The sequence below is a fragment of the Capillimicrobium parvum genome (assembly GCF_021172045.1).
GTDB classification, from domain to species: domain Bacteria; phylum Actinomycetota; class Thermoleophilia; order Solirubrobacterales; family Solirubrobacteraceae; genus Capillimicrobium; species Capillimicrobium parvum.
On the sequence record NZ_CP087164.1, the window covers coordinates 5,285,068 to 5,304,592 of the forward strand.

The window sequence follows — 19,525 nt, forward strand, 5'->3', positions numbered from 1 at the left end:
CGCTACGGCAGCCGCGTCGCGACGAGCTCGACGTTCGTCGCCACGCGGTTGAGCAGCGGCACCGCCGACAGCGCCCGGCCGGCGCCCCAGATGGCGCCGGCGCCGCGCTCGGCCCAGCCCGCCGTGAGCGTCAGCGGCAGCATGTTCGCCAGGCGCAGCTCCGTCACGCGGAAGCCGTGCGCCATGACGAGCGCGCGGGCGGTCGACATCGTGTAGAGCGCGTCGTGCTCCAGCTGGCCGTGGTAGTAGAGGCCGGCCCGGCGGGCGAGCCGCTCGAGGTAGGAGCGCCGGTTGGGCAGCTTGTAGACGTAGAGCGTGCCGCCGGGCCGCAGGACGCGGTGCAGCTCGTCGAGGCTCGCGCCGGGCTCCTGGACGTGCTCGAGGACGCCCATCGACAGGACGGCGTCGAAACGGCCGTCGTCGTAGGGCAGCCGGACGGGCTCCCGCGTGTAGCGGACGAGCACGTCGGGATAGCGCGCCGCCGGGCGCACCGTGCCCTCGTCGATCTCCGGGTTCCACTCGATGGAGGTGACGTCGAGCCCGCGGGCCTTGAGCATGTGCGAGATCTGACCGAACCCGCAGCCCCAGTCGAGCAGCTTGGCGGGGCCGTCCGCGGCGATGCGGTGCACCGCCGCCTCGTACTCGCGCATCTGGGCGCCGGCGCGCAGGTGGACGTCGCCGCCTCGGTCGCGCGGCGCCGCCCGCTCGGTCGCCTCCTTGGCGGAGGTCACGCCGGCGTCACCCGGAAGACGGCGTACGAGCCCGGCGTCGCGGCGACGGGCGTGAGGCGAACGCCGGGGCAGCGCCGGAGCTTCGCGAGCTGGGCGGCCTCGTCGGCTCCGAAGACGTTCGTGAGCAAGGCCACGACACCGTAGCGGCGCAGCTGCGCGCAGTCGGGCACCGGGGCGAGCACGTCGGCGTCCGTGAGGAAGTAGAAGAGCAGGCGCCCGTCGTTGGTCACCACGCGGTCGCCCGGGCGCCGCGCCGCGCGGATGCCGTTCACCAGGCCGCCGAGCTGCGGGTCGGCGGCGACGCGCGCCCTGTCGGGATGAAACCAGGTCGACGGCGTGAGGTCGCGCAGCGCGCGCACGCTGTTGATCGAGCCGTCCGGCCGCGCGCCCAGGGCATCGAGGTTGCGCAGGTCGGCGACCGCGATGCCGAGCAGCAGCGCGACCCCGGCCGCCGCCAGCAGCGGCCCGCGCACTCGCAGGCCCGACACGCCGGCGGCCACGACGGTCGCCATCAGCAGGAACAGCGCGGGCCACGCGGGCGACAGGGTGCGGGTGTCGCCGAGGATGCCGAACAGGCCCCACGCCAGCAGCGGCGGGACGCCCCAGACGAGCAGCCGCCCCAGCCACAGCCGGTCGGGCTCCCACTCGCGCGGGCACCAGGCCACGGCGAGCAGCGGGCCGATGAGCAGGATCGAGGCGATGCGGGCGCCCGCCGCGGTCGACACCGGCGCCAGTCCGCCGGGGAGGATCGACGGCCCGAGCCAGTACCAGAACACCGCCGCCGCGACGGCCGCCAGCGCGGCCGGACGGTGCGCCAGGCGGACGATCCGCAGCACCGCGTAGATCAGCGCGAAGAGCACGACGATCCGCAGGTACGGGCCCAGCCACTCCGCCCGCAGGATGAGCGCGATGCGGCCGTTGCTCTCGCTGAAGCTCGACACCGCGTCGCCCACGCGCGAGACCGCGTTGTCGTCGCCCGAGGCCGTCGTCCCGCCGAGGAACGAGTTGACGGCGAGGTCGAAGTGCGCCGCCATGACCTTGTCGTAGATCAGGGCCACGACCGTGCCCGCGGCGATGGGCACCACGCCGAGCAGCGCTCGCCCGCGCAGCCCGGGCAGCGACCCGATCAGGTGGGCGAGGGCCAGGCCGGCGAGCGCGGGCAGCGCGGTCGGCTTGGCGAGGACCGCCGCGCACGACGCGACGGCGATGAGCAGCGCGGACGCGGCGCCGGGCGCCCGGCACCACAGCCCGACGGCGGCCAGCGCGATGAGCGCCGCCACCGGCACGTCGGTCTGCCCGGCGAAGGCCTGCTGGACGACGTCGGGACAGGCGAGCAGCAGCACACACGCCAGCAGCGGCGCCCCGGGCGCCAGCCGCTGCCCGCGCGCCAGCTTCGTCACGCACCACAGCAACAGCACGAAGAACGCGAGCGAGAGCAGCCGCCCGATCCACTCGTGCGAGCCGACGACCGCCCAGATCCAGCCCTGCGGCGCGTAGAACAGCGGCCGGCTGTACGGCGGGTAGCCGACGAGCGCGTCGAAGAACCACCCGTGCTCGACGGCGATGGCGCGCGACCACGTGCCGAACACCAGCGCGTCGGTCGCGTGGAACGGCACGATGAGCGCCAGCAGGACGCAGAGGGCGAGCAGGAGGCCGATGCCCCAGCGCCCGATGCGCAGCAGGAGGGCCTCGACACCCGACGGCTCGGGCGGGAGGCCGGGGACGGGCGCGGGAGCGGAGGCGGCCGCGACGTTCACGGCGCGCCACCTTGCCAGAATCCCGCCGGTGCCGCGTGTCAGCGTCATCGTGCCCGCCCGCGACGCCGCTCCCACGCTGGGCGAGACGCTGGCCTCGGTCAGCGCGCAGACCTACCGCGACTGGGAGGTCGTGGTCGCCGACGATGGTTCGACCGACGCGACCGCGGACATCGCGCAGCGCGTCGCGGGCGTACGGGTCGTGCCCACCGCGGGCGGGCTGGGCCCGGCGGGCGCGCGCAACGCGGCGCTCGAGCACGCCGGCGGCGAGCTCATGGCGCTCCTCGACGCGGACGACCTGTGGGCTCCCGGGTTGCTGGCCGAGCAGGTCGCCCTGTACGACCGCGAGGACGGGCGCGCCCCCGGCGTCGGGGTCGTCTGCTGCGACGCCAGGCTGTTGACGGCGGAGGGGATGCTCGGCGAGACGTACGCGCAGCGCTTCGGCTCCCCCGAGGGCATCGACCTGACGGGCCTGCTGCAGGCGAACCCGATCTTCGCCGGGGGCACGGTGGTCCCGATGGGGCTCGTGCGCGAGCTCGGCGGCTTCGACCCGGCGACGTGGGGCTCCGAGGACCACGACCTCTGGCTGCGGATCCTCGAGCGCGGCCGCCGCGTGGTCTACAACCCCCGCGCGCTCGCGGTGTACCGGCTGCGCGAGGGCAGCGTCTCCGCCGACCTGGCCGGCATGGCGCGCACGAACCAGACGACGTACCGCAACGCGCTGCGCCGGGGCTCGCTGGATCCGGACCAGCGGCGGATCGCCGCCCGGGAGCTGCGCCTGCACGGCGCCGTCGAGCAGCTCGCGCACGCACGCGCGGGCCGCTCGCCGCGCGCGTTCGCGCGCGCGCTGCCCGCGCTGGCCCGAGTGGTCGCCGACAACCCGCAGCGGTGGCGCGGGTGGGCGCGGCGCGGCGCCCTGGCAGTCAGTCGGCGCTAGATGATCGATGCCACGCCGTCGTGCTCGGATGTGCGCGCATCCGTGGATGCCGGGCGCGGCGCGTACAGCCGAGTGCGAGGGTCGTGGCATCGATCATCTGGGCGCCGTGACGTCGTGCTCGAGGCCGACGGTGCGCCGGATGGTCTGCGTCAGCGCCGCGCGGTGCGGGCCGTCGAGCCCGACGAACCAGTAGACCGCGTAGGCGACCGCGATCGACACGCTGCCGAGCAGGGCGACCACGACGAGCGAGCCGCTGTCATCGGCGAGCTGCAGCAGCCCGTAGCCGACCGCACCCTGCACCACCAGGCCCGGGATCACCGGCAGGACGACCGCGCGGTTCCACAGCCACAGCGAGACGTCGAGCTCGTCGAGGAAGAGCCAGATGTTCGGCGGCACCAGCGCGACGGTGGCGATGAGCGTCGCGACGATGACCCCGTTGATCTCCCACATCTGCACGAACCAGATCGACAGGCCGACGTTGATGGCGGTCCAGAGCGCGGCGAGGATCAGCAGCTCGTTCATGCGCCCGAGCGCGACGAGCATGGTCTGGCCCACGGCGATGAGAAAGCCGGGCGCGAGGGAGAGCAGCAGCAGCTGGGCGGGCAGCGCCGCCTGGACCTGCGACTCGCCGATCCACGTGCGGATGAGCGGCGAGGCGAAGATGATCCCGGCGAGGGTGACGGGCAGCGCGATCGCCAGCGTGTAGTTCGAGCCGCGCAGCAGGATCGCCCGCAGCTTCTCGGCGTTCGCCCGGCTGTAGGCGACGGCGGGCACGAGCGAGGACGTCGCCAGCGACTGGACGAGCGCGGCGCTGCCGTACAGCTTGTTGGCGACCTCGTAGGTCGTGACGAACGAGGCGGCCAGCGCGACGCCGATGATCGTCTTGTCGAGCTGGCGGTAGACGCTCGACAGCAGGCGGAAGCCGAACAGCCGCGAGCCGAAGTGCCACAGCTCACGCACGACAGTCCGGGAGAACAGACGCGGCGTGATGCGCGCGTCGGGCACGGCCAGGCGCATGGCCACCCAGCCGAGCACGAACACCGCGATCGTTGCGCCCAGCGTCGCCGCGCCGAGCACCGCGATGCCGTTGCCGGTGAGCACGGTCACCGCCATGGCGACCGCGATGAGGATGCCTTGCACGAGCCGGACGATCTGCAGCACGCCGAAGCGCTGCGCGCCCTCCAGCGCGCTCGCGAACCCGCGGCCGGGCAGCTCGAACGCGAGCTGGGCCATGACGAGCGCGAACGCCCACGTCGCCTCGTGGCGCATGTCCTCGGGCACGTTGAAGAGGTCGACCAGCGGCACCGCGAGCGCCATGAAGATCGGGGTCAGGACGAGCCCGATCGCCGCGAGGATGAAGAACCCGGTCGAGAGGACCCGGTTCATCTGCTCGATGTCGCCGTCCGCGCGGGCGATCGCGACGTACCGGGCGGCCGCCTGCTCGAAGCCGAGGTCGGCGAACGACAGGTAGCCGAAGCCGAACGTGAGCGTCGTCGCGAGGATCCAGATGCCGTAGGCCTCGGTCCCGAGCCGGTCGATGAGCAGCGGCGTCATCACCAGCGTGATGAGCACCCCGGCCACCGCGCCGGCGCCGTTGGCGACGGTGTTGCGCACCACGCGCGTGTCGGAGTCCTCCGCTGATCGGCGCAGGGCAGGCATCCGGCCGCAGGCTACCCTCCGACCCCGCGTTTCCATGGCCGCATCCCGCCTGTCCAACCTGCTCGACCGCGCCGACGAAGCGGTCCGCCGGCTGCGCCCAGCGCCGCCTCCCGCGCTGGCGCGGGCCTCGGCCCCGCCGGCCGCCGCGCGGTCTCCGCGCCGGGGCCGCTTCGACCGCGAGAGCGCGCTGCAGCGCTACCGCCGGGCCGTCGAGATCGAGGGCCGCCTCTACAACTACGTGCTCTACCCGGGCGACGGCGACGCGCTGTGCGTGCACTTCTCCGCGTTCTTCGGCGAGTGGGGCGAGCGGCGCCCGTACCGCGAGCAGTTCGGCGGCTACTTCCACCGGCTGCGCATGTTCTGGCCCGACACCGCGCACCGCTACCTGTTCCTCTGCGACACGTTCGGCGCGGACGCCAACGGCACCTACTACAAGGGCGAGAACGGCGACTTCTTCGTCGAGCGCGCGATGGACCGCATCCTCGCCGACACGCTCGAGGAGACCGGCACGCCGCCGGATCGGGTCGTGGCGATGGGCTCGTCGATGGGGGCCACCGCCGCGGTGCGCTTCGCCCTGCGCCACTCCTATGCCGGGGCCGTGGCGGTCTCGCCGCACTTCGACCTCGACCTGTGCGCCCGCCACCAGGGCCGCGAGCGCCATGTCGCCGCGACGCTGGGCGCCGTGGACGTCGAGGACCCGCGCCACTTCGCGGTGACGCGTGAGATCCGGCACCTCGCCGCCACCGTCGACCCCCTGCCGCGCCTGGCGGTGCAGTCGATGGCCGACGACCACGGCGTCCACGCCGAGCAGGTCGAGCCGCTCGTCGAGCTGTGGCGCACCCGCGGCGGGGCCGTGCGCCCGGACTTCCACGCGAGCGGCGGGCACACGAGCGACTTCGCGACCGCCGACTGGTTCGCCGAGCAGGTCGACTGGTGCCTGGGCTCGTGAACCTGCGCGAGCGTCTCGCGGAGCGCGTGCTGCTCTGGCGCGCCGAGCACGGCCGCGCGCCCGAGCGGGAGCGCGCGACCGCCTACTGGGCCGGTCTGCGCGGCTACCACGACACGAGCGACGACGACCCGCACGCGCTCGAGCGCAGCGGCCTGGTCGCGGACATCGTCGGCGAGCTCGGCGCCGGATCCCTGCTCGAGCTCGGCACGAACACCGGACGCAACCTCGCGGTCGTCCACGACCGCCACCCGGACGTGCGCGTGTGCGGCCTGGACGTCAACGAGCGCGCGCTCGAGCACGCCCGCCGGCGCCGGCCCGGCATCGAGTTCCGACAGCAGGACGTCAACGCGTGGTCCGAGGCGCCCGGCGACTGGGACGCCGCGCTGACCATGTCGGTGCTCGACCACATCCCCGACGACGCCTGCGAGGCCCTCGCGCGCAACCTGGCGAACACGGTGCGGTACGTCATCTGCGTCGAGCTCTTCGACGGCGCCGACGGCGAGCGGGCCCTGTTCAAGTACAGCCGCGACACGTGCGCGCTGTTCGAGCGCCACGGCGCGCGCACCCTGCGCTGGGAGCTGTGCCCGGTCGGCCAGTACGACCCGGCGAAGAGCCCGCTGTGGCTCTACGTCGGCGCGTTCGGCGCGCCCACCTGAGGCCCGCGCCGCGAGGGTTGACCTGGCCGGTCGGACCGGAGGACAATCTCCCGGTCCGCCGACCGGAGGGGTTCTCAATGTCGTGGAGCCTGAAGGGCAACTACGTCGAGACGTGCTCATGCGAGCTGATGTGCCCGTGCAACCTGTCGTTCGACCACGGGGCCACCTACGACTTCTGTCGCGCCACCCTGGCGTTCGACATCCGGGAGGGGGCGATCGACGGCACGGACGTCGCCGGCCTCTCGGTGGTCGCCATCATCGACACCCCGAAGGTGATGACCGACGGCAACTGGCGGCTCGGCGTGTTCGTCGACGAGAACGCGACCGACGAGCAGGCCGACAAGCTCGTCCAGGTCTTCAGCGGGCAGCTCGGCGGCCCGATGGCCGGCTTGGCTCCGCTGGTCGGCGAGATGGCCGGCGTGGAGCGCGCGCGGATCGAGGTGGGCCACGACGGGCTGCGCCACAGCGTGCGCGTCGGCGACGCGATCGACTTCGAGATCGAGGACATCGTGCCCTTCGGCAGCGAGACCGGACGGCCGGTCCGGTTCGACGGCATGTTCCACCCGGCGGGCACGGACCTGACGATGGCCGAGGCCACGCGCTCGCGCATCGACGCGTTCGGCATCGCGTACGAAGGCAAGACCGGGGTTTCCAAGTCCGGGTTCGCCTGGGCCGCCTGAGCGGATGATCGCCTCCGCGCCGGATCGCGCCGGGCTGGGTCCGGCATTCGCGGCCGCTCGGTCGCGAGCGTGGCTCGTGGCGGCGCTCTTCGCCCTCGCCGCCGTCAGCTGGTGGGCGACGGTCGACCGGATGGCCGGCATGGACGACGGGCCCTGGACGCAGCTGGGCACGTTCGGCTGGTTCGTCGGGGCGTGGGTCGTGATGATGGCCGCGATGATGCTTCCGTCGGTCGCTCCGACGGTCGCCCTGTACTCGCGCATGACCCGTGAGCGGGCCGCGCTCTGGCCGCTGTTGTTCACCGGCGGTTATCTCGTCGTGTGGGGCGCGGTCGGAGCGTTCGCCTTCGCCGTCGCACTGGCCGGGAGCCGCCTCGCGGGCGACGTCCTCGCCTGGGAGCGAGCGGGACGGTGGGTCGCGGGCGCGACGCTCGTCGGCGCGGCCGCCTACGAGCTCACGCCGCTCAAGGACGTCTGCCTCGGCAAGTGCCGCAGCCCGCTCGGGTTCCTGCTCGGCTCGTGGCGCGACGGCCCGGCGGGCGCGCTGCAGATGGGCGCCCGGCACGGCGCCTGGTGCGTCGGGTGCTGCTGGGCTCTGATGGCGGCCCTCTTCGCGCTCGGGCTGATGAGCATCGCCTGGATGGCGGTCGTCGCCGGGCTGATCGCGGCCGAGAAGATCCTGCCGTGGCGTCGCGTCGCCACCTACGGGACGGCGACGATCCTCCTGGCGCTGGGCGTGCTGCTGCTGGCCGCGCCGGACGCCATCCCCGGCCTCACCATCCCCGCCCATCACGCGATGCCGCAGATGGATCAGATGCAGCAGATGGGGATGTAGTCAAGTCAGCCGTGGTGCAGTGACAGCGGCCCGCTGTCGTAGCGCATCAGCACGTACGGCTTGCCGTTGCCGGTGAGCAGCGGATCGAGGCCGACCCGCACCTGCGCGTGGCCGGCGTGCAACCAGGAGGCGACCTGCTCGCGCGGCACCTGCACGCGGTGCAGGCCGCGGGCGGGGAAGGTGAGCGTCTGCTCGAAGAGCACCGGCTCGCCGCCGCCGGCGGCGTGGACGCGCACGGTCGTCGAGCGCTCCTGCGGTGCGTGGTTGATGGCGACGACCTGCAGCTCGGTGAGGCGCTCGGCCTCGATGAGCCGCCACGAGCGCCACGGCTCGCCGATCCCCGTCGCCCGCGTGAGGCTCCACGTCACGAGCTTCGGCGCGCCGTACATCACTCCGGCGAGCGTGTCGATCGAGTGCACGTACATGTACGACTGGCTGTCGTCGTAGTACGCCATCCAGTACGGCGTGTTGATCTGGATCTGGTCGGGGTCGGGCAGGTCGCCGAACTGTCGGCGCACCTCGGCGTCGGGCTCGAGGTCGATCGCGACGATCCCCTCGGGCACGCCGTCCGCGCCGAGCTCGGCGAGCAGCTCGCGCACCTCGAGAAACAGGGAGCCGAAGCGCGGGATCGACCGGTCCAGCTGTCCCAGCCCCCGGCCGGAGGCGTCGTAGGCCTCGATGTGCGCGATCGCCGGACGGTCGACCTGCGGCCAGAACGTCGACCAGAAGTTCTGCAGGTGGATCCGCGAGTGCAGGCCGTCGGACTCGATGAAGTAGTGCGCGTACGGGATGCGCGGCGCCTTGCCGCGGCGCGCTCCGCGCTCGCGCAGCGCGGTGCCGACGCGCTCGCCGAGCGCGGTCATGGCGCCGCCGCCCCTGCGGGCTGCGGCGCGGGCACGTCGGCGAAGAACTCGGCCTCCAGGCGCGCGTTGGCGGCGTGGCGGGGCTCGCCGCCCCACGTCGAGAGGTAGAACTTCGGCGGGAGCGTGTGGTCGCAGGCGATGGCGCCGGTGACCTTGTTGCGCGTCAGCGAGATCGGCACGAGCGTCCCGTTGCGCGAGAGGCCGAGGAACATCCCGAGGCCGCCGCCGGCGCGGTACTCCTCGAGCTTGCCGGCATGCTCGAGCGCCTCGGTCGCGCTGACCAGGCGGAACGTGAACGGCGGCACCTCGACGTGCGAGCGCGCCACCCGCGACCCGTCCGCGCCGAGGATCCAGTAGTCCATCCGCACGGGGTCGGCGTAGCCGAAGCTCGTCGACACGTTCATCAGCAGGAACAGCGTGTCGACCGGGTCGGAGACGATGACCTTCGGCGCCTGGCAGACGGTCGAGCGCGTGGAGGACAGGCGCGTGTCGTTCAGCGGGCCGGTCTGGTAGGCGACGCCGGTCACGACGCCCTTCGGGCGCTGGTAGTACTCGATGAAGTCGTCGGAGGCGAGCACGTGGGCCTGCATCGCCGCGATGCCGGCGTCGACCGCGGGCCGGCCCGCCATCGCCTCGGGGACGACGTGGACGACGGCGAGGACGTCGCCGGCGGGCACGTCGGGCAGCGTGCCGAGCGGGCCGTCGGCGTCGAACTTGCGGATCTCGCCAGGCTCGAGGCGGTCGAACGCCTCGGTCGTGCCGATGTGGCGCCCGTCCGCGGCGTCCCAGGCGCTCATCGAGACGAGCATCGGGGTGGCGTGGGGACCGGAGGACACGCCGTTGTTGACCGTCGCGCGGGTCCCGTAGTCGAGCTCGCGCAGCATCGCGAAGATGCACGGACGGAAGAAGCGCGGGTCCAGGCCCTCGATCGTGGACGCGGGCGCCATGCGTCAGGAGGGTATCGCCGCGGGTTCGAGGAACGCCCAGAGCGTGTACTTCGCCGACGGCTCCTGCAGCCGGGCCAGCTCGGCCACCTCGAACCCGGCACGGGCGGCCAGCAGGCACAGCGAGGCGGGCGAGAACGCGTAGAGGTGCTCGAGGAAGAACTCCTCGCGGCCGGGGCCGCCGGCAGCCGCCCGCTCGCCGTCGGGCACCTCGACGTACACCCGGCCTCCCTCCGCCAGGAACGCGCGCGTGCCGGCGAGCATCGCCACCGGATCGGCGACGTGCTCGAGCACCTTGTTCAGCGACACGAGGTCGAACCGGCCCAGCCCATCGGCCTCGAAGAAGTCCCCCGCGACGGCATCGACGCCCGCCACCGTCCGCGCGTGCTCCGCCGCCCGCGGGTCGGGGTCGAGCGCCGTGCAGCGCCAGCCGAGCGCGCGCATCCGCGCCGGGAAGACGGCGAGCCCGGAGCCGACGTCCAGCAGCGTGCCCGGCGCGGCGAAGCGCGCGTGCACCCGCCGCGCGCGCGCCGCGTTGTCCGAGCGCTCCTCGGGCAGGCCCATGATCCGGTCATAGGTCGCGTGCATCGCATCGCCGTAGGTGGCGTCGACGTACTCGCCGGAATACAGCCGCGAGAGGTCGAGGTCCATCCGCGCCACCCACAGCCCGCAGCGCGGGCAGCGCAGGAACGCGCGGTGGTAGCGCTGGCCCGCTTCGAGCGGGAACGGCGTCTCGCCCTCCGGCGGCGCGTCGTACGCGAAGCCGGGGCCCAGCGCCGCGTCGCACAGCGCGCAGCGGTCGCTCACTCCACGTCCTCGACGCGGATCGTCTCGCCGAACGCCACGGCGCGCCGCAGGGCCCGGCCGAGCAGGAGGTCCTCCTGTCCGGGCGCCAGCCCGTCGCGCGGGCGCAGCCAGGTGAGGTCCCCGGGACCCAGCACATGGCCGGCCTCGAACTCGCCCGCGGCGACGATCGAGCGCCGCACCGCCGCGCGCAGCGCTTCCTCCTCGGGCTGCGGCGCCTTGCCCGGCTCGCCCACGAGCGTGCGCACCTCGTCGACGCGGCGCACGAGCTCGGCCAGCTCCCCGGGATCGACCGACAGCTGATGGTCGCGGAAGTCGGAGTAGTCGTGGCGCAGCGTGACGTGCTTCTCGAGGATCTCGGCGCCGAGCGCGGCCGCCGCGACGCAGGCGTCGACGCCGAGGGTGTGGTCGGAGTAGCCGACGGTCCCGCCGATCGCTTCACGCAGCGTCGCCATCGCCGCCAGGTTCACCGACGCAGGCGGCGTCGGATACGCCGTCACGCAGTGCAGGACCGCCACCTCGCCCGAGCCGGCCGCCTCCAGCGCCGCCTTCGCCCGGCGGACGCCCTCGATGTCCACGAGCCCCGCCGACAGCACGACCGGCTTGCCGGTCGCGCCGATGCGCTCGAGCAGCGGCCAGAAGTCGTTGTCGCCCGACGCGACCTTGTAGGCGTCGACGAGCGGCTCGAGCACGTCGACCGAGCCGAGGTCGAGCGGCGATGAGAGAAACAGCAGCCCGCGCGATCGCGCCCGCTCGGCCAGCCCCCGCACCTCGTCCGCGCTGAGCTGGAAGCCGCCGTAGCGCGCAAGTCGGTCGGGCTCGGACGGGCGGACGAACCAGCGCACGTCGAAGGTCTGCAGCTTCACCGCGCCGGCGCCGGCGTCGGCCGCCGCATCGAGGATGTGCGCCGCCACCTCGGGGTCGCCCTCGTGGTTGTTGCCGATCTCGGCGATGACCAGGGGCCGGACCGCGGTGTCGCAGGCGCCGATCCTCACGCGACGTGGCGGTGGAGGTTGTAGACGGTGGCCGTGGTCCCGAACCCGAGGCGCTCGTAGAAGCGGATCGAGCCGACGTTGGCCGCCTGCGTCCCGACGCTCACTGCGCCCGGCACCATCCCCAGCAGCCCGCGCACGAGCGTCCGGCCGACGCCCGCGCCCTGGTGCTCGGGCGCGACGCCGATCAGGTCGATCACCGCGTCGTCGCCGCGCTTCACGAGCACGAGGAAGCCGACCGCCACCCCGTCGCGGCGCTGCACGAGCACGCCGTCGCCGCGCGCGCCCGCGAGCGCGTTGGCCACCCAGTCGCGCTTGATCGCGGTGGCGACCGCGTCGGGGATGTCCGGGTCGAGATGGAACCGCGTGCGCGTGAACGCCGTCTCGGCGATGCGCGCGAGCGCCTCGGCATCGCCCGGCTCGGCCCACTCGAGCCTCAGCGGCTGCGCCGTGCCGGTGCGCGCCAGCGTCACGCCGACGTCGACCACGCGCATCCCGGCGTCGCAGAGCGCCTGCAGCTGCGCGACGCGCTCGGTGGCCACGCGCGCCAGATAGGTCCCGGGCCGGGCCTGCGCCAGGTCGCCCGGCGCGTCGACCCACCACACCGGGTGGCCGAAGCGCTCGGACAGCCAGGCGTCAGCGCGCAGAGAGGACCCCGTCGGAGACGAGGTCGCGGTACCAGGCGACGTAGCGATCGAGACCATCCTCCAGCTTCGTGCGAGGGTCGTAGCCGATCGCCTCGCGGGCCTTGTCGATCTTCAGCGTGCCGCGGAACGGCCGCAGCGCGTCGCGCTCGACGTACTCGACCTCCACCTCGGGGAAGTGCTCCTGGACGATCTCGATGAGCTCGCGCAGGGTCCGCGCCCCGCCCGTGGTGATGTTGAACGCCTCGTTGCGCCCGGCCGGGTGCTCGATCGCCCGGACGGTGCCCTCGATGACGTCCTCGACCCACGAGAAGTCGATGCGCTCCTCGCCGAGGCCGTCGACGCGCAGCTTGTCGCCGACGAGCGCGTTCTCGATGAACACCTGGCTCACGCGCCGGCTCACGCACCCCGGGCCGTACAGGGCCGACGGGCGGATGATCGTGTAGTCGAGGTCGAAGACCTGCTTGTAGGCGATGCACATACGTTCGCCCGCCAGCTTCAGCGCGCCGTAGATGCCGATCGGGTCCAGCGGATGCGTCTCGTCGACCTCGGGCGTCAGGAAGTTTCCGTAGACCATCGAGGAGGAGAAGTAGACGAAGTGCTCGGCCTTGTCGCGCGAGTAGTCCAGCGCGTTCTCGAGGGTGCGCAGCGAGTGGTCGAACGTCGACATCGGGTCCTTGTTGGACCGGTTGGCGTGCGCCACCGCGGCGAGCTGCACGACCGTCTGCGGCTCGATCTCGCCGAGGATCCGCGAGAGCTTGTCGTACTCCCGGGCGTCCTGGACGTGCAGCGGCACCCCGGCCGCCTCCAGCTTGCGCAGCCGCTGGTTGATGATCTTCAGGTACAGGTCGCGGTTCGGGTTCTGCGACGGGAGCGCCAGGTAGGACAGGAGGTTGTTGACCTCCAGGCCGTCGATGACGTGGACGTCGGCGCCGCGCTCCTTGAGCGTCAGCGCGAGATGGTGGCCGATGAAGCCGGCGCCGCCGACCAGGGCGATCCGGCGCCCGCTGAGGTCAGGCACGGGCCACCAACCGATCCACGACCTGCCCCACCGTCTCCACGATCCGCTGCACGTCTTCCTCCTCGATATGGGGGCCGACCGGGAAGGCGATCGACTCGTACGAGATCCGGGCGGCCACCGGGCATGAACGCTCAGGATGGCCGTAGGTCTCGCGGTAGTACTTCGTGTCCGGCAGCGGCTTGGGGTAGTAGACGCTCGTCCCGACCCCCTCGCCCTTCAGCGTCTCGATGAGCTCCTCGCGGCGCTCGGCGAGCGGCGCGTCGAGCAGCGCGACGAGGCAGTAGTGGCTGGCCCCGGGGCCGTCCGAGTCGATGACGGTCAGGCCGTCGACGCCGCCGAGGCCCGCGGCCAGCGACCGGAAGTTGCGCGCGCGCTGCTCGAGGAAGCCGGGCAGCCGCTTGAGCTGCTCGACGCCCATCGCGGCGCCGATCTCGCCCATGCGGTAGTTCAGGCCGACGTACTCGATCTCGTAGGCGGCCGTGTGACGGCGGTCGGCGAGGACGCTCTTGTCGATGCCGAACGCCCGCTGCTTGGAGACGCGGTCGGCGATGTCCGCGCGGGTGGTGATGACCATCCCGCCCTCGCCGGTCGTGATGTGCTTGACCGGATAGAAGGAGAAGCAGCCGACGTCGCCGTGCAGGCCGACGTGGGTGCCGTCGATGCGGGCGCCGAGGGCGATCGCGCAGTCCTCGACGACGAACAGGTCGTGGCGGCGGGCGACCTCGAGCACACGGCCCATGTCGACCGGCAGGCCGAGGTAGTGGACGACCGAGACCGCCCGGGTGCGCTCGGTGACCGCCGCCGCCAGCAGGTCGAGGTCGACGTTGCCGGTGCGCGGGTCGGCGTCGACGAAGACGGGCGTGGCGCCACAGATCTCGACCGCGTGGGCCATCGCGACGTGCGTCTGGGCCGGGACGAGCACCTCGTCGCCGGGCCCGATGCCGCAGGCCAGGTAGGCCAGGTGCAGCGAGGCCATGCAGGTCGCGGTGGCGATGGCGTGCGGCGCGCCGGTGAACTCGGCGAAGGCCTGCTCGAAGGCCTTGACCCGGGGGCCGTGGGTGAGGGTCGTGCCCTCGAGCACCTCGGCGACGGCGCGACGCTCCTCCTCGCCCACCATGGGCTTTCCGAAGGGGATCGTCGTCATTGAGCCGTGAAGGGTAGCTCGACGGGCGTCCCGCTCCGGACCGCGTGCTCGATCGCGAACAGCACGTCCATCGTCGCGAACACGTCGTCCTCGGTGACCACCGCGTCCCCGCCGGTGAGGATCGCCTCGACGAACGACGCGATGAGGTCGCCCTTCAGCACGCCGGGATACGGCGCATCGATGGTCTCGGCCCGCGGGTCGTCGTCGCGGCCGAGCCACAGCGTGCCCGCCTCGCGGCCGTTGACGAACGTCCCCTCGGTGCCGAAGAGCTTGAGCGCGTGGAAGTGCGGCTGGACGCAGGCGAAGTTCGCGGTGACCTTGAGGATCGTGCCGCTGGCGCACTCGAGCACGGCGATGACGAAGTCGTCGTAGCGGAACCGCGTGCCCTCGGTGGCGATCCGGTTTCCGTGCGCGGTGACGCGGACGACGCGCTCGCCGGTCAGCCAGAGCAGCAGGTCGACGACGTGCACGGCGCCGCCGAGGACGACCGAGTAGTACGGCAGCCGCCCGCGCCAGCCCTCGGTGAGCTTCCACAGCCGGCCGTACTCGTAGTCGGCCTCGGCGTAGTAGATCCGCCCGAGCCGGTCAGCCGCGAGCGCGTCGCGGACCGCGAGGAAGCGCGGGGAGAGCCGGAGAGGCAGGTTCGACGACATCCGCAGCCGCGGATGCGCGGCGCGCAGCTCGTGCAGCTGCCGCGCCTCGCCGGGGTCCAGGCACAGCGGCTTCTCAACGAAGACGTGCTTGCCGTTGCGCAGCGCGCGGCTGACCTGGGCGAAGTGGGCGTCGTCGTAGGAGGCGATCGAGACGACGTCGATGCCTGGGTCGTCGAGCAGCGCGCCGGGGTCGGGCTCGAGGCGCAGGCCCGGGTGCCGGGCGCCGACCTCCTCGAGCCGGACGGGGTCGACGTCGCTGACCGCCACGACCTCGCAGCCGGCGTGCGCGCGGTAGCCGGCGATGTGCGCCTCGCCGACCCCGAGCCCGATGACCGCGGCGCGCAGCCTCATGCGGCGAGGACCTCGTGGGCGAGCGCGGCGACCTCGGCGCTCGAGTAGTCCCAGTGCGGGCGGTCCATCCGCGCCAGCACGGCCTCGATGAGCTCGGCGTCCGCTTCGGTGTCGAGCGAGACGTCGAGGCGGCCCTCGTCGGCGGGCTGGGTGAAGTTGCGGATCCGCCAGTCGTCGGGGTGCGTGTAGAAGTAGCGGGTGACGTGCTCGAGCTCGTCGGGCTCGGTCATCCGCGCGTAGGCGCTGCGGAACGCGGCGACGTCGACGACCTCGAGCGAGTGCCCGGAGGGATACGTACTGCGCGGGAAGACGTTCGTGACGACGTCGGCGCCTCCCTCGGCGAACAGCGTCGCGCCGTGGTCGACGAGCGCGTGGTCGATCAGCGGCGAGTCGCCGGTGATGCGCACGAACGCGTCGAGGCCGCGGGCGTCGGCGGCGAGCAGGTAGCGCTGCGCGACGTCCTCGAGCGGCCCACGGAAGCACGCGACGCCCTGGGCGGCGCAGAATCCGGCGATGGCGTCGTCCTCGGGCTGGACGGAGGTCGCCAGCGCGAAGCCGTCGATGCGCTCGCAGCGCGCCAGGCGCTCGAAGATGTACTGCAGCGCCGGGCGCCCGTGCAGCGGCCGCAGGACCTTCCCGGGCAGCCGGCGCGAGGACATGCGGGCCTGAACGACCGCTTCGATCATGGCTGCGGAAGGGCGTCGAGCCAGCGCAGCCAGACGTCGAGGTTGACGAGCTGCCACAGGAACATCATGTGGTTCTCGGCCGGCCGGCCCGAGCGGACGATCTCGTCGTGCTCGTCGATCAGGCGGCGCACCTCGGTGAGGTCGTAGATGCCGCGGTCGAACGCCGCGCTGCCCACGACGTCGTGCAGCAGGTCGCGGCCCGGCCCCGAGAACCAGTTGTCCGCGGGCGCGTTCCAGCCCGTCTTCTTGATGCGCGTCCGCGTCTCCTCGGGCAGCAGGCCGCGCGTCGCCCGGCGCAGCAGCTGCTTCGTCACGCCCTCGTGGATCTTCAGCTCGCCCGGCACGCGGAACATGAGCTCGGCGAGGCGGTGGTCGAAGAACGGGTCGCAGTTGCGCAGCCCGGCGGCGTGGGTCTGGCGGTCCTCGGCGCGCAGGCAGCACGGCGCGGTCTCGCGGAACAGGTCCTGGTAGGTGCGGTTGCGCAGGTAGGACGCGAACACCCGGTCCATCACCGGGTCGAAGGTCCGCAGGTCGTAGAAGCCCGGCGCAAGGGCGGCGTCGTAACGCTCGATGCGGGCCCGGTCGGGCAGGATGCGGCCCGGCGTGTGCAGGTCCACGGTTCGCGCCAGGCCCGCCTCCATCGCGTCCCGGCTCTTGCGGAAGATCGGGTGGTCGTGGTGGCGCACCCACGCCTCGACCTCCTCGCGCAGCTGCGCCTCGCGGCCCGCGGCCCGCAGGTCGGCGAAGTTGAAGAAGAAGTACTCGTACTCCCCGGCGTTGAGCTCGTCGCCGCCCAGGCCGCCGAACAGCGTGTCGAAGCCGGCCTCGGCCACGACGCCGCACAGCACGTGGTGCGACAGCCACGTCGCGGTGGCGACCGGCTCGTCGTGCGCGGCGACCATCTGCTCGACGAGGCCGACCACGTCGGGGCGGTTGCCGATCGGCACCTGGTGCCACCCGGCCACGGCGAGGTCGAGCATCGAGCGGATCTCGTCGGACTCGTCGTACTCGGCGTGCGCGTAGACCGTCGAGTACGCGTGCTGCCGCTCGCCGCTGAGCGAGACCGCGCTCGCCAGGACCGAGGAGGAGTCCATGCCGCCCGACAGCGTGAACGCGGGCCGGCCGGCCGCGGCCAGCCGGATCCCGACCGCGTCGAGCAGCAGCTCGCGGTAGCGCTCGGCGAGCTCGTCCGGCGCGCCGTCGAGGTCGGGCGCCTCCTCGAGCGCCCACCACGCCTCGCGCAGCGGCGGCTTGCCGGGGGCCACCCGCAGGAGGTGGCCGGCCGGAAGCTGGTCGATCGCCTCGTACGGCGACGCGGTGCGGTCGTTGTCGAACGTGCGGTAGTGCGAGGCGGCGAAGCGGGCGACGAACGAGCGGCGCGGCGCGCGCGGGACGCCGGGCAGCGTGAGGAGCGCTCTCGGCCGGGACGCGAACGCGCTGCCGTCGGCGAGGTGGAACAGCGGGCGCACACCGAAGCGGTCGCGCCCGAGCCACAGCGTGTCGCCGTCGCGCAGCGCGATCGCGCCGTCGAAGTTCAGGCGCCGCAGCGCCTCCGCGAAGCCATGCTCGCGGTACAGCCGCGCGACGAGGGCCGCGGCCGGCTCCCCGGCCCGCACCGCCGGCGCGTAGACCGTCCCGTCGACGACGACCGCCAGGCCGTCCTCGCGGTGGGCGTTCGCCGGGCCGGCGCCGACCCAGCCCAGCTCGCCCTCGACCCACGCCTCGCCCGGGCCGCTCTCGGCCAGCATCGCGCGCACCCGCGGCCCGCCCGCGATGCGGCTCACGAGCGACGCTCCCCGAGCAGGATCCGCCACTGGTGCGGGATGTCGACGACCATCTCGGTGCCGTCGCCGGTGCGCTCGTCGCGGATGCGGGTGACCGCGAAGCCCTCGGCCTCCATGAGCCCGATCACCTCGTCGGCGGGATAGGTGTTGTGGTAGACGCGGATGTGGCGCTTGCCCTCGTCGAGGTACGGGTCGGGCGTGAAGCGGACCACGAGCTCGTCGCCGAGCGACTCGCGCAGCAGGATGCGCTTGCGCGCCGCGCGAAGCAGGCGCTCGAGCGGCGCGGCGTAGTGCGGGCTGTTCGTCAGCACGTTGAAGCACAGGACGTTGTCGTAGGAGCCCTCCGCCAGGTCCTCGATCGCGCCGAGCATGAAGCGCTCGGGCGCGAGGCCGGCCCGCGGCGCGACCTCGGCGCGTGCGAGGTCGACGAGCTCGGGCGTGTGGTCGAGCCCCCACCACTCGGGGATGAAGCCGCGCCGCCTGAACGACCACAGGTAGGAGCCGCCGCCGCAGCCCGCGTCGAGCAGGCTCTCGCCGGGCCCGATCAGCGGGCCGAGCACCGCCGCCGCCTGGGCGGCGCACGTCATCTCCTCGGCCTCGTCGCGCGCGCGCCTCCGGTAGAGGTCGAAGGTCGCGCGGTCGTTGGCCCAGGGATTGGCGTCCGGGTTGGCCGCCCCGGGCACTACTTCACCGCGTAGACGATGAGCATCGACTGCAGGTACGCGTCGTAGCCGCGCTTGCCGGCCTCGCTCGCCGGGATCTCGTACCGCGCCAGGCACGGCTCGACGAGGGAGAAGCCGTCGAACAGGCGGTGGATCTCGTCCTTCGTGAAGAAGTGCGAGAGCCCGATGTTCGACAGGTAGAAGTTCGAGCCGCCCTCCTCGAGCTGCACCGTGCCCGGGTCATCGGCGAGCTGCTCGTGCTCGTGGCGACCGAAGACGGTGTGGCCCTGCTCGAGCATGTGGCCGACGAACACCCCGCCCGGGCGCAGGAGCCGGCCCACCTCGGCGAACGCGCGCTCGCGATCGCCGCGCGGCAGGTGCTGGAAGACGCACGACTCGAGCAGGCCGTCCATCGACCCGTCCGCCCACGGCACGTCGGCCACGGAGCCCTCGACGAGCGCGCCGACCTGACCGGCGAAGCCGTGGCGGTCGAGGTTCTGCCGGGCCAGGTCGAGCGCCGTCGGCGCGATGTCGACGCCGGACACCGTCATGCCCTTCTCGGCCAGCCACACCAGGTTCGGGCCGGCGCCGCAGCCGAGCTCGGCGAAGTGCAGGTCCGCGATGCGATCGGCCTCGACACGGTCGCGCAGGTAGTAGGACACGGTGCGCACCAGCGCCTCGACCGGCGCGGTGTTGTAGGCGCCGCGGGCGACCTGCTCCTTGAAGGAGGTCTCCCAGGTCTCGCGCATCGCCTGATCGTTCGTGCTCATAAGCGTTCC

Annotated in this window: 20 protein-coding genes; 5 read left to right on the plus strand and 15 right to left on the minus strand. The window is 73.0% G+C overall.

Annotated features, from left to right (window positions below):
• Positions 1-2: 2 nt before the first annotated feature.
• The gene (locus tag DSM104329_RS25740; RefSeq protein WP_259312723.1) at positions 3-731 is read right to left on the minus strand and encodes a class I SAM-dependent methyltransferase; all 729 of its coding nucleotides are present in this window, start codon (positions 729-731) and stop codon (positions 3-5) included.
• The gene (locus DSM104329_RS25745) at positions 728-2,488 is read right to left on the minus strand and encodes a hypothetical protein (protein ID WP_259312724.1); all 1,761 of its coding nucleotides are present in this window, start codon (positions 2,486-2,488) and stop codon (positions 728-730) included. Before DSM104329_RS25745 ends, DSM104329_RS25740 begins: the two co-directional genes overlap by 4 nt.
• A gap of 28 nt (positions 2,489-2,516) precedes the next feature.
• Between DSM104329_RS25745 and DSM104329_RS25750 the strand changes: the two genes are divergently transcribed.
• Positions 2,517-3,422: a glycosyltransferase family 2 protein gene (locus DSM104329_RS25750; RefSeq protein ID WP_259312725.1), complete on the plus strand. Its 906-nt coding sequence runs from the start codon at positions 2,517-2,519 to the stop codon at positions 3,420-3,422.
• 93 nt (positions 3,423-3,515) lie between these two features.
• On the opposite strand, the gene DSM104329_RS25755 is transcribed toward DSM104329_RS25750, so the two are convergent.
• Complete coding sequence (locus DSM104329_RS25755; RefSeq protein WP_259312726.1) at positions 3,516-5,081, minus strand: oligosaccharide flippase family protein; 1,566 nt, start codon at positions 5,079-5,081, stop codon at positions 3,516-3,518.
• Between the two features lie 34 nt (positions 5,082-5,115).
• On the opposite strand from DSM104329_RS25755, the gene DSM104329_RS25760 reads away from it, so the two are divergent.
• The 4 genes from DSM104329_RS25760 (at position 5,116) to DSM104329_RS25775 (ending at position 8,198) form a co-directional block, all read left to right on the plus strand.
• Positions 5,116-6,030, plus strand: a complete 915-nt coding sequence (locus DSM104329_RS25760; protein ID WP_259312727.1) for an alpha/beta hydrolase family protein — start codon at positions 5,116-5,118, stop codon at positions 6,028-6,030.
• Positions 6,015-6,686, plus strand: coding sequence for a class I SAM-dependent methyltransferase (locus DSM104329_RS25765; protein ID WP_259312728.1), 672 nt, complete (start codon positions 6,015-6,017; stop codon positions 6,684-6,686). The genes DSM104329_RS25760 and DSM104329_RS25765 overlap by 16 nt, the downstream gene beginning before the upstream one ends.
• Before the next feature lie 77 nt (positions 6,687-6,763).
• Complete coding sequence (locus DSM104329_RS25770; RefSeq protein ID WP_259312729.1) at positions 6,764-7,366, plus strand: DUF1326 domain-containing protein; 603 nt, start codon at positions 6,764-6,766, stop codon at positions 7,364-7,366.
• Between the two features lie 4 nt (positions 7,367-7,370).
• Positions 7,371-8,198, plus strand: coding sequence for a DUF2182 domain-containing protein (locus tag DSM104329_RS25775; RefSeq protein WP_407655860.1), 828 nt, complete (start codon positions 7,371-7,373; stop codon positions 8,196-8,198).
• A gap of 5 nt (positions 8,199-8,203) precedes the next feature.
• Here DSM104329_RS25775 and DSM104329_RS25780 read toward each other — a convergent pair whose 3' ends face one another.
• The 12 genes from DSM104329_RS25780 to DSM104329_RS25835 all read right to left on the minus strand — a co-directional run bounded on the left by DSM104329_RS25780 (position 8,204) and on the right by DSM104329_RS25835 (position 19,516).
• Entirely contained in the window at positions 8,204-9,061 is an 858-nt protein-coding gene (locus DSM104329_RS25780; RefSeq protein WP_259312731.1) for a hypothetical protein, read from the minus strand.
• Positions 9,058-10,008, minus strand: a complete 951-nt coding sequence (locus tag DSM104329_RS25785) for a hypothetical protein (protein WP_259312732.1) — start codon at positions 10,006-10,008, stop codon at positions 9,058-9,060. The genes DSM104329_RS25780 and DSM104329_RS25785 overlap by 4 nt, the downstream gene beginning before the upstream one ends.
• Positions 10,009-10,011: 3 nt before the next feature.
• Positions 10,012-10,812, minus strand: coding sequence for a class I SAM-dependent methyltransferase (locus DSM104329_RS25790; protein ID WP_259312733.1), 801 nt, complete (start codon positions 10,810-10,812; stop codon positions 10,012-10,014).
• Entirely contained in the window at positions 10,809-11,804 is a 996-nt protein-coding gene (locus tag DSM104329_RS25795) for an N-acetylneuraminate synthase family protein (RefSeq protein WP_259312734.1), read from the minus strand. The genes DSM104329_RS25790 and DSM104329_RS25795 overlap by 4 nt, the downstream gene beginning before the upstream one ends.
• Positions 11,801-12,343 carry a GNAT family N-acetyltransferase gene (locus DSM104329_RS25800; RefSeq protein ID WP_259312735.1) on the minus strand — a complete coding sequence of 181 codons (543 nt, stop codon included), beginning with the start codon at positions 12,341-12,343 and terminating at the stop codon, positions 11,801-11,803. Before DSM104329_RS25800 ends, DSM104329_RS25795 begins: the two co-directional genes overlap by 4 nt.
• 94 nt (positions 12,344-12,437) lie before the next feature.
• The gene (locus tag DSM104329_RS25805) at positions 12,438-13,466 is read right to left on the minus strand and encodes an NAD-dependent epimerase/dehydratase family protein (protein WP_259312736.1); all 1,029 of its coding nucleotides are present in this window, start codon (positions 13,464-13,466) and stop codon (positions 12,438-12,440) included.
• Positions 13,459-14,610, minus strand: a complete 1,152-nt coding sequence (locus DSM104329_RS25810; RefSeq protein ID WP_259312737.1) for a DegT/DnrJ/EryC1/StrS family aminotransferase — start codon at positions 14,608-14,610, stop codon at positions 13,459-13,461. The genes DSM104329_RS25805 and DSM104329_RS25810 overlap by 8 nt, the downstream gene beginning before the upstream one ends.
• On the minus strand, positions 14,607-15,614 hold the full coding sequence (locus DSM104329_RS25815) for a Gfo/Idh/MocA family protein (protein WP_259312738.1): 1,008 nt from the start codon (positions 15,612-15,614) through the stop codon (positions 14,607-14,609). The genes DSM104329_RS25810 and DSM104329_RS25815 overlap by 4 nt, the downstream gene beginning before the upstream one ends.
• Positions 15,611-16,300: a cytidylyltransferase domain-containing protein gene (locus DSM104329_RS25820; RefSeq protein WP_259312739.1), complete on the minus strand. Its 690-nt coding sequence runs from the start codon at positions 16,298-16,300 to the stop codon at positions 15,611-15,613. The genes DSM104329_RS25815 and DSM104329_RS25820 overlap by 4 nt, the downstream gene beginning before the upstream one ends.
• The gene (locus DSM104329_RS25825) at positions 16,297-18,084 is read right to left on the minus strand and encodes an asparagine synthetase B family protein (protein WP_259312740.1); all 1,788 of its coding nucleotides are present in this window, start codon (positions 18,082-18,084) and stop codon (positions 16,297-16,299) included. Before DSM104329_RS25825 ends, DSM104329_RS25820 begins: the two co-directional genes overlap by 4 nt.
• Positions 18,081-18,767, minus strand: a complete 687-nt coding sequence (locus DSM104329_RS25830; RefSeq protein ID WP_259312741.1) for a class I SAM-dependent methyltransferase — start codon at positions 18,765-18,767, stop codon at positions 18,081-18,083. Before DSM104329_RS25830 ends, DSM104329_RS25825 begins: the two co-directional genes overlap by 4 nt.
• Positions 18,767-19,516: a class I SAM-dependent methyltransferase gene (locus DSM104329_RS25835; RefSeq protein ID WP_259312742.1), complete on the minus strand. Its 750-nt coding sequence runs from the start codon at positions 19,514-19,516 to the stop codon at positions 18,767-18,769. Before DSM104329_RS25835 ends, DSM104329_RS25830 begins: the two co-directional genes overlap by 1 nt.
• Positions 19,517-19,525 lie beyond the last annotated feature (9 nt).